This window comes from Chitinophaga skermanii (genome assembly GCF_003259335.1).
Lineage (GTDB): Bacteria > Bacteroidota > Bacteroidia > Chitinophagales > Chitinophagaceae > Chitinophaga > Chitinophaga skermanii.
On sequence record NZ_QLLL01000003.1, the window covers coordinates 501,652 to 516,282 of the forward strand.

The 14,631-nt window shown below is 41.7% G+C and carries 11 protein-coding genes; 10 read left to right on the top strand and 1 reads right to left on the bottom strand.

Translation table 11 applies throughout. The features are described 5' to 3' along the window. The first annotated feature begins 345 nt into the window (after positions 1-345). The 9 genes from LX64_RS09835 to LX64_RS09880 all read left to right on the top strand — a co-directional run bounded on the left by LX64_RS09835 (position 346) and on the right by LX64_RS09880 (position 12,031). On the top strand, positions 346-1,665 hold the full coding sequence (locus tag LX64_RS09835) for a hypothetical protein (RefSeq protein ID WP_111597463.1): 1,320 nt from the start codon (positions 346-348) through the stop codon (positions 1,663-1,665). Further along, the gene (locus tag LX64_RS09840; protein WP_111597464.1) at positions 1,641-2,183 is read left to right on the top strand and encodes a hypothetical protein; all 543 of its coding nucleotides are present in this window, start codon (positions 1,641-1,643) and stop codon (positions 2,181-2,183) included. Before LX64_RS09835 ends, LX64_RS09840 begins: the two co-directional genes overlap by 25 nt. Positions 2,184-2,302: 119 nt before the next feature. Beyond that, positions 2,303-3,145 (top strand): hypothetical protein, encoded by an 843-nt coding sequence (locus LX64_RS09845; RefSeq protein WP_148707265.1) that lies wholly within the window; start codon positions 2,303-2,305, stop codon positions 3,143-3,145. Positions 3,146-3,503: 358 nt separating this feature from the next. Beyond that, on the top strand, positions 3,504-4,259 hold the full coding sequence (locus tag LX64_RS09855; RefSeq protein ID WP_111597467.1) for a L,D-transpeptidase family protein: 756 nt from the start codon (positions 3,504-3,506) through the stop codon (positions 4,257-4,259). Positions 4,260-4,560: 301 nt separating this feature from the next. Beyond that, positions 4,561-5,133, top strand: coding sequence for a gluconate 2-dehydrogenase subunit 3 family protein (locus tag LX64_RS09860; RefSeq protein WP_111597468.1), 573 nt, complete (start codon positions 4,561-4,563; stop codon positions 5,131-5,133). A gap of 65 nt (positions 5,134-5,198) precedes the next feature. Then, positions 5,199-6,899: a GMC oxidoreductase gene (locus tag LX64_RS09865; RefSeq protein ID WP_111597469.1), complete on the top strand. Its 1,701-nt coding sequence runs from the start codon at positions 5,199-5,201 to the stop codon at positions 6,897-6,899. A gap of 72 nt (positions 6,900-6,971) precedes the next feature. Then, entirely contained in the window at positions 6,972-8,666 is a 1,695-nt protein-coding gene (locus tag LX64_RS09870) for a GMC oxidoreductase (RefSeq protein WP_111597470.1), read from the top strand. A gap of 914 nt (positions 8,667-9,580) precedes the next feature. Then, complete coding sequence (locus tag LX64_RS09875) at positions 9,581-11,413, top strand: glycoside hydrolase family 35 protein (RefSeq protein WP_111597471.1); 1,833 nt, start codon at positions 9,581-9,583, stop codon at positions 11,411-11,413. A 174-nt stretch (positions 11,414-11,587) separates the two neighbouring features. Continuing rightward, entirely contained in the window at positions 11,588-12,031 is a 444-nt protein-coding gene (locus tag LX64_RS09880; RefSeq protein ID WP_111597472.1) for a CBS domain-containing protein, read from the top strand. A 94-nt stretch (positions 12,032-12,125) separates the two neighbouring features. Here LX64_RS09880 and LX64_RS09885 read toward each other — a convergent pair whose 3' ends face one another. Next, the gene (locus LX64_RS09885; RefSeq protein WP_111597473.1) at positions 12,126-13,418 is read right to left on the bottom strand and encodes an aspartate kinase; all 1,293 of its coding nucleotides are present in this window, start codon (positions 13,416-13,418) and stop codon (positions 12,126-12,128) included. A gap of 151 nt (positions 13,419-13,569) precedes the next feature. Here LX64_RS09885 and fbp point away from each other — a divergent pair, with 151 nt between their 5' ends. Further along, entirely contained in the window at positions 13,570-14,577 is a 1,008-nt protein-coding gene (gene fbp / locus LX64_RS09890; protein ID WP_111597474.1) for a class 1 fructose-bisphosphatase, read from the top strand. Positions 14,578-14,631 lie beyond the last annotated feature (54 nt).

Here is a 14,631-nt window from a genome sequence, read left to right on the forward strand (position 1 = left end):
TACCTCATAATTTTCATAAATCTCTCTACCATACTGTATTTCAAAAGAAATTAATGCGAATAAAAATATCAATATGCTTACTTAAGAATTGATTTGATTGTATCGTAATCAATTTACTATTTCAATAAATATTTGCGGTTATTTTACTTGTTTTTAAGGCGCAAATGTGGATACAATGATTAGTAAAAATGGCATACCAAAAACTAGGCATATAAGTAAGAGTGGAGATAGCATTCTTAATGCGGAAAAAATGGCTGTATTAAGCGTAAAAGCTAAGCTACAGCCATATTCTGTATATTATTCCTTCTTGTCGATAATTGATTTTGATGACAAAATCTTATAGGCATGGAAGCAAAATTAGTTATAAAAAATTTTGGATCCATTCATTCAGTTGACTTGCATTTAGGAAATGTGAATGTATTGATTGGGGATAAAGAGGATGATAACAGTACAATTGCCAAAATATTGGCGATAGTTAAAATGACGAAAAATGTATTTGAGCAAGAACATGAATTAGAAATTATACAGACAAATGATCAAAAATTCATACAAGCACTTGAAGACTATAATATTAAAACGGGTTTAAGAAAAGATACCATCATCATATTTGAATCAAGTATCTATTATATAAGATTTAAACCAGGACAGGTTGAATATAGGCGTAAGCTTTTAGAAGTTATTCATCAATTGGAAAGGTTGAATGCTAATAAAAGTGAGCATCTTACTGAGCTAAATGCGACATTAAAATCTATTTTCAAGACACATCGTAATGCTTATCGACGAATACAGGAAATTATTCTACCTAGTATAAGTATGTCGGCTGAGTTGATGGAAACTGTTTATACCTATAGTGACCACTTAGATACTATTATTCCTTTCTTAAAAACATTTGAACAAGAGACGTTAACACAAACGCCCGTTTATATTCCAGCAGAGCGCGCAACACTTATGATGCTGAATCCAGCTACGATTAAGCCAGAGATTCCACCATACTTGAATGCTTACTTGGAAACATTTCATAACTCGCCTGTGCAGGAATATGATTTAAGTTTTCTGCAAAAGAAATTGAAGTACGTCCATAATAAAACTGCTAAGCAAGTTTTATACTCTAATAATAAGGCTGTACATCTTTCTTCGGCGAGTACACATATTCGTAATACGTTGGCAATATTACTTCCCGCCATACCTCATAAGCATCGTTCAATTATAGTTGAGCAACCTGAACTACATTATTTTCCTGTAACGCAGTATGCATTGCTAAAAGAGTTATTTGCGGCATTAGGATACGACAGTATTATGGCCGATGATTGTATACATGTTTATACTACTAATAACCCACTTATTCTTTCTGCTATTACTAATATACTGTTAGCATCAAAGGAACTAGATACTAGGCAAGTAGAAAACAGTACGTTGAAAGCTGGTAAATCAATCAGGGATGTTTACAATATCCTCGATGCTGTAAAGGCTATTGTACCCATGTTTTCACCAACGGTGAAACTGAAAGCTTTTGAAGTAAAGGAAGGGAAATCATATTCAATTATCGATCCAGCAACCCATTTAATCGCTGAAAATATAATTGACGAAGCGTCGGTAAAACTTGATACTGAATTCGATAAAATCATAAATCTAATACGACAATGGTGGAGAATATTCGAACGATAGCACGAAAGATTTGCTTACACCTCGATCCAGTAATTGGGAGAAGGAAACACGCTTATAGAAATTACACGGCAACAGAGTTGTATGTGTATGACCAGGGCGGCAATAAAGGAGTAAGAGTAACCCATGAAAAAAGAATGGGCAGTTTTGCTATTAAGAATCCCGTAGGGAAAGTTTTTGCCATCATCAAAGTCGATCATTACTTCATCAACAATAAACATAAGAAGTGTGATTTTATCCTTGTAACAAACAACCTAGTATATTTTATTGAGTTGAAAAATGGCGCAACAGGGAATAGGGGTAAACTTAGAAAAAAGGCCATTATCCAAATTGTAGCTACTGTTGAACAACTTAAAAATACTGGTCTTGATATTTTTGATCTCGTTGAGGAGGTGAATGGGGTAATTAGTAAGAATGCAAGAGAAAGTAAAACATCGCTTTCATCAAAAAAGAACAAAATTTTCGCAACCATTAAACAAAACGAAATAGGCATAATAGAATGTAATGAAATAATAATCTAGTCCAAACTCCCCCCAATTCCCCCAATCACTCCTGCATGGACAATGCAGGCAAGCACTGTATATTAGTTATTGCTCACGAGAATTTTTTACAGGTCTTGCCAATATTTAAATCTCCTCTTATGTCCTTGATAAAGTATGAGATTGGGTATAGTTTCTTACCCCATGCAACCGTGCCTAGAGGCTTCTGTTGTTTTAGCATGTTTACGCCCAGCTATAGCGGGCATTCTTTTTCATGTAAAATTTTAAACGCGCACAATGACATTATTACAACGATCAAGTCGAGCCAAGGGCTGATCTTTAGTGAACCCATTTCTTTGGCTAAAATCACGCATCACTTAACCGTATTACTACAACACAGCGAGAATCCTGGTGAGGAGGTCGTTATCAGTTTCGATTTTACCCGGTTTGGGGGTGGTAGTGTACTAGACGGGCTGAATGTACAGTTCTGCTGGCTAGAGGCTCCCCAAAACAGCAAACCAGTGCCATCCCAAACTACCTACCAGGCTAGCTTCGATGAAACAGGGCCATATTACTTCCTGGCCTATGTGCCGTGGATTAAAAGGGCTTGTATTACGGCCCAACCCGTGCTGCATAATCACCACTTCACCCTGAAAAGCAAAGGTAGCTGTCAATTCAACGAAGGCGCATTGGCACAAAGTTGCTTGTCGAGCCACGAATTACCCATACCGGCCGGCAGTAAACAGTTAGAGGTAGCCTACGACACGTCGCTTTTGCCCGGGGTGTATGCGAAGAAGGACCCGGAATTGAAGCTTTCCGTGTATGAAAACGGGTTGTTACAGGGTACATATTTTGCCGCTGCGAGTAGTCATTGGCAGCATATTAGCTTCCAACATGCCGTGCATAGTACGGCAGAGCGATTAAGTTTCGTGCTTAGCCTCCAGCAAAGCGGGGTAAAGGGAGGTGTGTTGGTTATCGACGATCTACAAGTTCGCTTTTCATAGCACCCATGAATGGTACACGATGGGCCGGGGCAAGTATTGATTACTTGCCCCATTTTTGTGCTATTTTTTGCCATAAAAGCGTTAAAAGTGCCTTTTCCATTCCTTTCGCTGAAAAAAATCAATAAATTTGTGAATATTATATAAAATACGATGAGCACACAGACGTTATACGGTATATTGTTCCTTTTGGCTGGACTTTTTCAACTCTTTACGGCATTTTTGATTTTCCAAGGCAACTCGCACTACATGGTGCGCGTAGCCGGTAAAAAGGTAGGGATGCTCATTTATATCATCTTTGCAGTGATTTTATTTTACCTAGGATATAGACACTTAAGATAATTTAACCTGTACAACAAACATGAAGTATTTACTGATCGCCGCTTTACTATTGATGGGAGCTAGTGCAGCAATGGCACAACAATCATTTCTCGACAACCAGAAGCTATTTCCCCGCGTAGGAGAGGCTTACCGTGCAAAAGAGGAAATGATTAAGAAAGAATTTGAAAAGAAGGGTTTGACGTACCCGGCGAAATTCATCTACATCCGTTCGTTTAAGTTAGATAGCGAATTGGAGATTTGGGTGAAGAATAAAGTAACCGACTCATTTAAACTATTCAAATCTTTCAAAGTGTGTACTTTGTCGGGCAGAATGGGGCCTAAGCGCAAGGAAGGCGACCGCCAAGTACCAGAAGGGTTTTATTATATCAACGACTTCAACCCAAACAGCTCGTACCACCTATCACTCGGGATTAACTACCCGAACTATTCCGATAAAATTCTCGCAGCCGATCCTAAAAAGCCCGGCGGCGAAATCTATATCCACGGTACTTGCTTAACCATCGGTTGTATTCCATTAACAGATGAATTCATCGACGAGGTATATATCATGTGCGTGAACGCGAAAAACGCGGGCCAAGATTTTATCCCGGTGCATGTATTCCCTGTTAAGTTCAGTAATAGCAAGTCGGTAGACTATTTGAATAATAACCTACCACCCAACGATACGGAATACCCGAAGTTTTGGGTAAACCTCCGGAATGCGTACGATTACTTCGAAAAAAACAAACAATTACCGGTCGTTATGGTGAACAGTTCCGGTAAATACATCCTATAAATTAGACGTTCATCAAAAAATCCTTTAGTTATGTGTAAAAAATACACACGACTAAAGGATTTTTTTTTACATTTAAGTCGAATAGTCAATCTTTCCACCGTTATGAAAAAATTATTGTCTTACGCTGTAACGCTAAAGATGCGCCAGCAGCGAGTTTACAGTTTACATTTGCCGCTGTCGTAGAAAAATAATACTCCACGTGTTACTACCATCAACAGCAGAGAAAAATAGTAAAACACTTATTACGTCTTAACATTATTTAACAGAACAGGTCAATTAGGTCAAATCAATTATAACTATTATGAACAGGAGAGACGCCCTTAAAAATGTGGCCATCCTAATGGGAACGGCCATATCAGCATCCACCTTGGCAGCGCTTACAGGCTGTAATAGCGGTCCAAAGAACTACACCTTGCAAACGCCCGAAACGCGTTCATTGGTAGCTGAAATTTGCGAAACAATTATCCCGGAAACAAGTACGCCGGGTGCAAAAGCTGCTAAAGTCGATGACTTCATATTAGTTATGATGAATGATTGCTATGATGCCAAAGCACAAGGTATTTTTGTGGATGGCTTGAAAGCAATCGATACTGCAGCCGACAAGAAGTATGGTAAAACATTCATCAACCTAACAGCAGACCAGAAAACGGAATTGTTGACAGAGATCGACAAAGAAAGAATTGCTTACAGGGATAATAAAGACAAGCCGAAAGATGCGGGTCCACATTACTTCCAAATCATGAAGGAATTAACCTTGTTGGGTTACTTCACGTCTGAACCAGGTGCTACCAAAGCATTGCGTTACGAAAAAGTACCAGGTAAATACGAAGGTTGTATCCCTTACAACAAAGGCGATAAAGCTTGGGCTTCCTAAGTGTAACGGAACATTGTTTCCGTGTATGTACAATTACTTTCTAGCTTCTTAAAAACTGATTACAAATGAATTTGAATATAAAAGCGCAAGACCAAAATACTTACGATGCTATCGTAGTAGGTTCTGGTGTAAGTGGCGGCTGGGCTGCAAAAGAATTAACTGAAAAAGGTTTACGTGTATTGATGCTCGATCGTGGTAAACCACTTGAGCACGTTACTGGTTATGAAACTGCTACGAAAGATCCATGGGAATTTGAACACCGTGGTCGTATCACGCAAGACCAACGTCAGTCGCACGAAAAATTACAAAGAGATTATCCATATAGCGAGCACAACGAGAAATATTGGATCAACGATAGCAAATCGCCTTACCAAGAAGAAAAGCGTTTCGACTGGTATCGTCCAGATATCGTAGGTGGTAAATCTATTATGTGGGGCCGCCAAAGCTACCGTTGGAGCGACCTCGATTTCGAGGCAAATGCAAAAGATGGTATTGCTGTTGACTGGCCTATTCGTTACAAGGATTTGAAACCTTGGTACGAGTATGTTGAAAGATTTGTAGGTATCAGTGGTCAAGCTGAAAACTTGCCACAATTACCAGATAGCATCTTCCAACCACCGATGGAAATGAACTGTGTAGAGAAAGCATTAAAAGCAAAAGTAGAGTCGAACTTCGGCGGATCTCGTAGAATTACGATGGGTCGTGTGGCGAACTTAACGGAAGCGAAAGATAACCGTGCTGCTTGCCAGTACCGTAACTTGTGCAGCCGTGGTTGTCCTTTCGGTGCTTACTTCAGTACACAATCATCTACTTTACCGGCGGCTAATAAAACAGGCTTGTTGACATTACGCCCGAATTCTATCGTAAACTCGTTGATTTACGATGATAAAACGGGTAAAGCATCAGGTGTTCGCGTGATTGATAAAGATTCTAAAGAAATGACAGAATACTATGCTAAAATCGTTTTTGTAAACGGTTCTACATTGGGTTCTACATTCGTATTATTGAACAGTACATCTACCCGTTTCCCGAATGGTTTCGGTAACGATAGTGGTGTATTGGGTAAATACTTGATGGATCACCACTTCCGTACAGGTGCTTCTGGTACGATGGAAGGTTTTGAAGATAAATACTACTTCGGTCGCCGTGCAAACGGTATCTATGTACCTCGTTACCGTAACATTGGTGCTGATAAACGTGATTACTTACGTGGATTCGGTTACCAAGGTGGTGGTTCTCGCGGTGGCTGGAACAGGGGTGTAGCTGAATTGGGTGTTGGTAAAGACTTCAAAGAAGCATTAACAGAACCTGGTCAATGGAGCATGGGTCTTGGTGGTTTCGGTGAATGTTTACCATATGAAGACAACCAAGTTACGCTTGATACTTCGGTGAAAGATGCATGGGGTCAACCAACGTTGAAATTCAATGCAGAATTCAAAGAAAACGAAATGAAAATGCGTAAGGATATGATGAACGATGCGGCTGAAATGTTGGAAGCAGCAGGCGTTAAGAACATCAAAACTTACGACAATGGCTCTTATCCTGGTATGGCTATCCACGAAATGGGTACTGCACGTATGGGTAGAGATCCGAAAACGTCGATCTTGAATGAATTCAACCAAGTACACGCAGCGAAAAACGTATTTGTTACCGATGGTGCTTGTATGACAAGTGCTTCTTGCGTGAACCCATCTCTCACTTACATGGCATTAACAGCCCGCGCTGTAGACCACGCAGTGAAAGAATTGAAGAAAGGCAATCTTTAATATTTATAAAGAAAGAAAATTGATCCCCGTTCGTAACTAACGGGGATTTTTCTTGCAAAAAACTAACCACCCATGAATCTAAATATCAAAGCTGAAAAGGAAAATACCTACGACGCCATTGTTGTAGGATCGGGTATCAGCGGGGGATGGGCAGCGAAAGAACTGAGTGAAAAAGGTCTGAAAACGCTCGTGTTGGAAAGAGGTCGTAACATTGTACATGGTGAAGGCTATACAACGGCCATGAAAGACCCTTGGGAGTTTGAACATCACCTTCGTATTACAAACGAGATGAAAGCTAAGCATCCCATTCAAAGCCAGTGTTATGCATTCGACGAGTCGACCGTGCAACATTGGGTGAACGATTTGGAGAACCCGTACAACCAGGTGAAGCCTTTTAACTGGTTGCGCGGCTACCATGTTGGGGGGCGTTCTTTGATGTGGGGTAGGCAAGTGTACCGTTGGAGTGATTTGGATTTTGAAGCGAATGCGAAAGATGGGCATGGTGTAGATTGGCCCATTCGATATAAGGATTTGGAACCTTGGTATACCTATGTAGAGAAATTTGCCGGTGTTAGCGGTCAAGCCGAAGGCTTACCACAATTGCCCGACGGGGTGTTTTTGCCGCCGATGGATATGAACTGTTTAGAGAAGCACGTGGCGAAGCGTTTTAAAGACTTGTATAACGACCGGATTATGACGATTGGTAGGGTAGCGCATGCTACGAAAGCGATCGATCACCGGAAGTGCCAGTTTAGGAACTTGTGTGCCCGTGGTTGTCCTTTTACGGGCTATTTCAGCAGTAACGGGGTTACGTTACCTGCAGCCGCGAAAACGGGGAATATGACCTTACGGCCGCATTCTATTGTGTTAGAAGTGCTGTATGATGATCAAACGCAGAAGGCGAAGGGTGTTCGCATTATGGATTCGGAAACGAAGGAAGTAATAGAATACTATGCGAAGATTGTGTTTTTGAATGCCTCTACATTGGGCTCGACGTGGATTTTGTTGAATTCGAAATCGGACCGGTTCCCGGAAGGATTTGGTAATGATAGCGGTCAAGTGGGTCATAACCTAATGGATCACCACTATGGTGTATGGGCATGGGGTAATTATGAAGGATTTGAAGACCAGTATTACGATGCCGGTCGTCGCCCGAATGGTATTTACATCCCACGCTTCAGAAATACCAACGAAAAAACCAAGCGCAACGACTACGTTCGTGGCTTCGGTTACCAAGGTGGCGCCGCCCGTGGCCGCGTTAACATATTTGATGGTATTGGTGCCGATTTCAAAGACGCCCAAACTGTACCAGGTGGCTGGGGTATGAGTATTGGAGCATGGGGTGAGCATCTTCCATACTATGATAACAAAGTAAGCCTCAACCACGAGAAAAAAGACGTTCACGGTCTTCCTACCCTTGATATCGACTGCGAATTCAAAGAAAACGAAATCGCCATGCGAAAAGACATGTTAGACAGTGCCAAGGAAATGCTTGAAAAAGCCGGCCTTAAAAACGTTGGCGGCAACGATGATATGCCACCTCCGGGCCACTGTATCCACGAAATGGGTACTGCCCGCATGGGTCGCGACCCGAAAACGTCAGTCCTCAACGCTTATAACCAAGTTCACGCTGCGAAAAATGTATTTATTACAGATGGTGCCTGCATGCCTTCATCCGCTTGCCAGAACCCATCGATTACTTACATGGCTCTAACCGCCCGCGCCGCCGACCATGCTGTAAGCGAGTTAAAGAAGAATAACTTGTAATCGTGCAAACGAATAATAGAAAACGCCTCCGAACAGGAGGCGTTTTTATTTTAAACATTCAAGCTTCATTTGCCACAACACTATAATTTATTGGTTTACAATCCATCACCTGCCAATCGCAAAATACTATCAGCATTATCTCAAATCAACCACTCATTTACCTTCTTTCACCCTCCCATATCACAATAAGCATCATATCGAATACAACCACGCAATATCCTACCAAGTAAACATCAACCTACGCTCGGTTAATCATCGACATAAAGTAAAGTGAAAGCCAAGTGAACATCGAGTAAAATACGACTACACCACATGGATTTACATGGAACTTACATGGATTTTACATGAAAACTACCTAGAAAGTACATGGAAACAACTTGAAAGTCACTTTGAAGTTACTTAGTGTCATTGGGTAAAAGCGTTGTTATATATGAGATCATAGGTGAGGGTTAGCATTTACAAAAGGAATGAAGTATGCAATAAATGAACAAAACCTTAGACTTACGAAGGCGGTCGTTTATTTAACAATACCAAACATGATATAACTCAAATATCAATCCAAACAGCTGTCATCTCCACACCAACGTAGCCTCCAACTGCTACCCGGAACATCTAATTAAGGAACCAATAAAACCAGGCTGCTGTTCATGACCTGTTTTTCGGCTTGCATTGGCGAGCAAAGAATGTAACAACATCGGCATGAAATTGAAAATAGTGTGGCCACTGGCAAGCAAAAAGTCTAAAAAACATGTATTACAATAGTACAAGTGTACAAACAACACGACTATAATACCACCACGCAACGCCAACATTAGAAATGTGAAGTTTACACCTTACATTATTAATATACTATTAGTGCTGCGTTCATTCTTTAACTATGTTTACAACTTATAGCATACTAACACAAGGACGAAATGAAAAAAGTATTATTCAGTAGTTGTATGGCTCTTGCCCTGTGGATGGGCCCGGCGGCATATGCGCAGAAAAAACAAGCGCCTGCAAAGCAACATACGTTTGCATTGAGTGGGCAAGATTTTTTACTTGACGGGCAGCCGACCCAAGTGATCTCTGGCGAAATGCACCCAGCACGTATTCCTCATGAATATTGGCGTCATCGTATACAAATGGCGAAGGCGATGGGGTGTAATACCATAGCGGCTTATGTATTTTGGAATTACCACGAGAGCACGGAAGGCGTATTTGATTTCAAAACAGGCAACCACAATATTGCCGAGTTTGTGAAGATTTGCCAGGAAGAAGGCATGTGGGTGATGCTACGCCCCGGACCATATGTATGTGCGGAATGGGAATTTGGTGGCTTGCCGCCTTATTTACTCCGTATTAACGATATCAAAGTTCGTTGTATGGACCCGCGTTATATGGCGGCGGTTTCACGCTATATTAAGGCCTTGGCAGCAGAAGTAAAAGATTTACAAATTACCCATGGCGGTCCTATCGTAATGGTGCAAATCGAGAACGAGTATGGAAGCTATGGTAACGATAAAAACTACCTCTACGCGGTAAAGAAGCTGTGGGATGATAATGGCATCAACGTACCTTATTATACAGCCGATGGTCCAACCGATTACATGTTGGAGGCAGGAACGGTAGATGGCGCGGCAATAGGTTTAGATTCGGGAAGCTCGGATGCTGATTTCGCGACTGCAAAGCGCAAGAACCCGAATGTGCCGGCATTCAGTGCGGAAACATACCCGGGCTGGTTAACACACTGGGGCGAAAAATATGCCCGTACAGGCAATGAGGGCATTGTAAAGGAAGTGAAGTACTTGATGGACAATAAACGTTCCTTCAACTTGTACGTGATTCATGGCGGTACCAACTTTGGTTACATGGCTGGCGCTAACTCGGGCGGTAAAGGATATGAGCCAGATATTACGAGTTATGACTACGATGCCCCGATTAATGAGCAAGGTAGCGTAACAACGAAGTACACGGCGCTTAGGGATTTGATGGGTTCGTATTTGCCGAAGGGCAAGAAATTGCCACCGGTACCAAAGGCGATTCCTGTTGTGGGATTCGATTCTGTTCAACTGAAACCATTTACAAGCATTTGGGAACACATGCCAAAGGCGGTAGCTTCCGTACAACCTAAAACCTTCGAAGCGTACAACCAAGATCATGGCTTCATGTTGTATAAAACAACTTTAATTGGCCATCATAGCGGTAAGTTGAAGATTACCCAGCTGCATGATTATGCCACGGTGTTTTTGAACGGCAAATACGTAGGTAAAATCGACCGCCGTTTAGGGGAAAGCACCATTGATTTACCGAAATCGGATGTTAAAAACCCGGTACTCGAGATCTTCGTGGAAGGTATGGGTAGAATTAACTTCGCCGAGCATTTGATCGACCGTAAAGGGATTACTGAGCGTGTTACGTTGAATGGCATGACATTGATGAACTGGGAGGTATTTGGGTTCCCGATGACGGAGCAAGAGATGCCCGGTTTGCAAGCTTCCACCGTAGAGCCAACTAAACCTGGCCAATTCTTCAAAGGCACCTTTAAGCTTGAGAAAGCGGCGGATACTTATATTGATATGTCGAAGTATACGAAAGGCATTGTATGGGTGAATGGGCATAACCTGGGTAGGTATTGGGAAATTGGTCCTCAAAAAAGACTGTATTGCCCAGCGCCCTGGTTAAAAGCAGGGGAGAACGAGATTGTTGTATTCGATTTACATCAAACCCAAGCTGCGAGCGTTTCTGGCGCAACAACTTTAGAATAATAGCAAAAAATCATAAAAAAATGCCCGCTTTACTCAACAAGCGGGCATTTTTTTTGTAATTATCTCACCAAATTATCAACCAAGTAGGCGACATTTTTTTGATTTTCTACCGATTTTTTGGTAACTTAATAATGGTTAGTCCCCCTTTTTCTTAACACTTAAATTGAGCTTGCCATGAGCGGAAGAATTAGAAACATCCTGCAAGCAAAAGGGCATGCAGTGTATTCCATCAAACCAAGCGACACCGTATTCGACGCTTTACAGGTTTTGGTAGACCGCAACGTTGGGGCCCTTCTCGTTTTAGAAGGCGACACCCTTCGCGGAATTTTTTCAGAACGCGACTATGCACGTAGAGTCATCGTTAAAGGCCGCGCTTCGAAAGACACTTTAATTAGTGAGATTATGACGGAGAACCCTTTTACCGTCAGCGAAGATGATCCTATTGAAACAGCGATGGAGAAAATGACGGATAAGCATATTCGGCATTTACCCGTTGTAGATGGAAATAACCGCTTAGTGGGAATGATCTCTATTGGCGACGTGGTGAAGTACATCATCGATGATCAACGTGCTACCATTCAAAACCTGGAAACGTATATCCACGGTACACATCAATAAGTAAGTCATACACCGTTATATAACAAAAACGCTTTCCGATCGAATAGACTGGAAAGCGTTTTTATTTTGATAAACGATCGTTTTGATCATTCATTTATAGCACACTTCCTTCAGCGACAGCTAATTTCATCAATAGCTGCACTGTTTTCAAGGAACGTTGTTCGAGTAAAATTTGGCGATCGGTTGTTAATTCTCTTAGAAGTTCTGGTTGGTAATGGCGAACAGTTAAGAGTTCCAAGCCTTCGTTGTACTTCACTTTGAAATCGACGTGGAGAGCTTTAATTAACAATTCGATTTTATCAGGATTGTTATCGATACAGCAAGAGAAGCTGATAGCGCCGTTTTGCATTAAGTTAATCTTCACCTTGCAGGCGTGGAAGATCTCGTAAATATCGCTGATTTTATCTTCTGTAATGAAGGCGTAGTTACGGGATTTAACGCTGATGAGTACTTGGTTTTTCTTCAATACAATCAATGGCGGTAACTTCTTAACATCGGCATCTTCTTTAATGACGGTACCGGGTAAGTCTTTATCTAAGAAGCATTTCACGTATAACGGGATTTGCTTGTTTTGCAAAGGTTTGATTGTTTTCGGGTGAATTACTTGGGCGCCGTAGTAGGCGAGTTCGATTACTTCGCTGAAAGTAATTTCAGGAATCACCACTGTATTTGGGAAGAGTTTGGGATCGGCATTTTTGAAACCTTCTACATCTTTCCAGATCGTTTGGCTTTCGGCGTCGAGCATATTGGCAAATACACCGGCGGTATAATCGCTCCCTTCACGACCGAGCGTAACGGTTTCGTTTTGGTCGGTGCTACCGATAAAGCCTTGCGCTATAACAATATTGGAATTGTTGAATAAAGGTTTTACGATTGTATTGACAGCATTTTGGGTGTAATCCCAGTCGATGTTGGCATCGCGGAAATTATCGTCCGTTCTGAATACATCGCGTACATCTAGCCAGTTATTGGAAATACCTGCGTGGTTGAAGTAAGCACTTACAATGGCTGTGGAGATTAATTCGCCCATACTTACGATTTGGTCGTAATAGTAATCGTAGGTACGAATAGGCTTTTCTCCTAATGTCCATTCTACTTCGGTGAAGAACTGTTGAAGCTGGGTGAACAAAGGATGTTCGTTTGTTCCGAGCAACTGTTCAGCCAAGTGAACGTGTTGTTGTTCTATATTATAGAGGAGTTGCGCTGCTATTTCACGCTTACGCATGAAGAAGTTTTGGGCAACTTTTTCCAGTTCATTTGTTGTTTTACCCATTGCCGAGGCAACGATCAGTAACTTTTCGCCAGGGAAAGCTTGTACAATTTTACCTACGTGTTGTATGCGTTCAATACTTTCTAAACTTGCACCGCCAAATTTGAAAACCTTCATATATCGGTTGATCTTCTGTTAAACAATTAATTAGCAAATTACGGCAAACTTAGAATTGTTTAAAAATCTGATTTGCAAGAAATGACAGTTTCTTTATAATCGTTGCAAATAGCAGTATTTTCGTACCCACCAAAACAACGCTACTCGGAACATGAACAGCAAGCAAAAAGTAATGACGCTGGATGAATTCACCATCCAGGAACTTCGTAATTTCCCAGAAGCAACAGGCCAATTGTCGGGCCTCTTGCGTGATATTGGCTTGGCAGCCAAAAGGGTGAATGTGGAAGTAAACAAGGCCGGTATCGCCGATATCCTGGGCGAAGCAGGTAAAACCAATGTGCAAGGCGAATCAGTGAAGAAATTGGATGAGTTCGCCAATGACCAATTCATCAATTCCCTTCGCCATAGCATTTATTGCGCCGGTATGGCCTCGGAAGAGAATGAAGACTTTATTGCCTTTAACGATGAGAAATCGTTGCAATCGAAATATGTTGTATTAATTGATCCGCTCGACGGGTCTAGCAACATTGATGTGAATGTATCGATTGGTACTATATTTTCGGTGTACCGCAGGTTAAGTGCTAATGGCAGTCCTTGTGACTTGAATGACTTCTTGCAAGAAGGGGCGAAGCAGATTGCGGCAGGGTATATTATATATGGGTCATCTACCATGTTAGTATATGCTACTAGGCGAAGTGTACAAGGTTTTACCCTTGATCCTTCTATTGGCGAGTTCTGTTTGAGTCACCCAAACATCCAGGTACCTAATAATAGCGATATCTTCTCTGTAAACGCCGGTTACTATCATTTATACGAGGAAAACGTGCGTGAAGCCATCGATTTATACATGGCGAAGGATATGAACGACCGTATTTACCGCCACCGTTTTGTGGGTTGTATGGTAGCAGAAATCCATCGTACGCTTATCCAAGGGGGTATTTTCATGTATCCAGCCTTTGGTAAATACAAAAACGGGCGTTTACGCCTTTGTTACGAGTGTAACCCGATGAGCTTCCTCATCGAAAAAGCGGGCGGAGCATCCATCGTAGATGGTCATACCCGTTTGTTAGACGTAAAACCAACCGAATTGCACCAACGGATTCCTATTTTCATTGGGTCGAAAGACATGGTGGATGTAGTGAAAGTTGTGCTACAATAAGGCTTTTAAGCAACTGGCAAGATTGTTGCTTTGATAAAATTGCAGGCATGTCCT

Excerpts from the sequence above, each read along its gene's own strand:
- LX64_RS09870 (WP_111597470.1), top strand. The coding sequence starts at position 6,972 with ATGAATCTAAATATCAAAGCTGAAAAGGAAAATACCTACGACGCCATT.
- LX64_RS09885 (WP_111597473.1), bottom strand. The coding sequence starts at position 13,418 with ATGAAGGTTTTCAAATTTGGCGGTGCAAGTTTAGAAAGTATTGAACGC.
- LX64_RS09880 (WP_111597472.1), top strand. The coding sequence starts at position 11,588 with ATGAGCGGAAGAATTAGAAACATCCTGCAAGCAAAAGGGCATGCAGTG.
- LX64_RS09860 (WP_111597468.1), top strand. The coding sequence starts at position 4,561 with ATGAACAGGAGAGACGCCCTTAAAAATGTGGCCATCCTAATGGGAACG.
- LX64_RS09855 (WP_111597467.1), top strand. The coding sequence starts at position 3,504 with ATGAAGTATTTACTGATCGCCGCTTTACTATTGATGGGAGCTAGTGCA.
- fbp (WP_111597474.1), top strand. The coding sequence starts at position 13,570 with ATGAACAGCAAGCAAAAAGTAATGACGCTGGATGAATTCACCATCCAG.
- LX64_RS09875 (WP_111597471.1), top strand. The coding sequence starts at position 9,581 with ATGAAAAAAGTATTATTCAGTAGTTGTATGGCTCTTGCCCTGTGGATG.
- LX64_RS09835 (WP_111597463.1), top strand. The coding sequence starts at position 346 with ATGGAAGCAAAATTAGTTATAAAAAATTTTGGATCCATTCATTCAGTT.
- LX64_RS09865 (WP_111597469.1), top strand. The coding sequence starts at position 5,199 with ATGAATTTGAATATAAAAGCGCAAGACCAAAATACTTACGATGCTATC.
- LX64_RS09840 (WP_111597464.1), top strand. The coding sequence starts at position 1,641 with ATGGTGGAGAATATTCGAACGATAGCACGAAAGATTTGCTTACACCTC.
- LX64_RS09845 (WP_148707265.1), top strand. The coding sequence starts at position 2,303 with ATGTCCTTGATAAAGTATGAGATTGGGTATAGTTTCTTACCCCATGCA.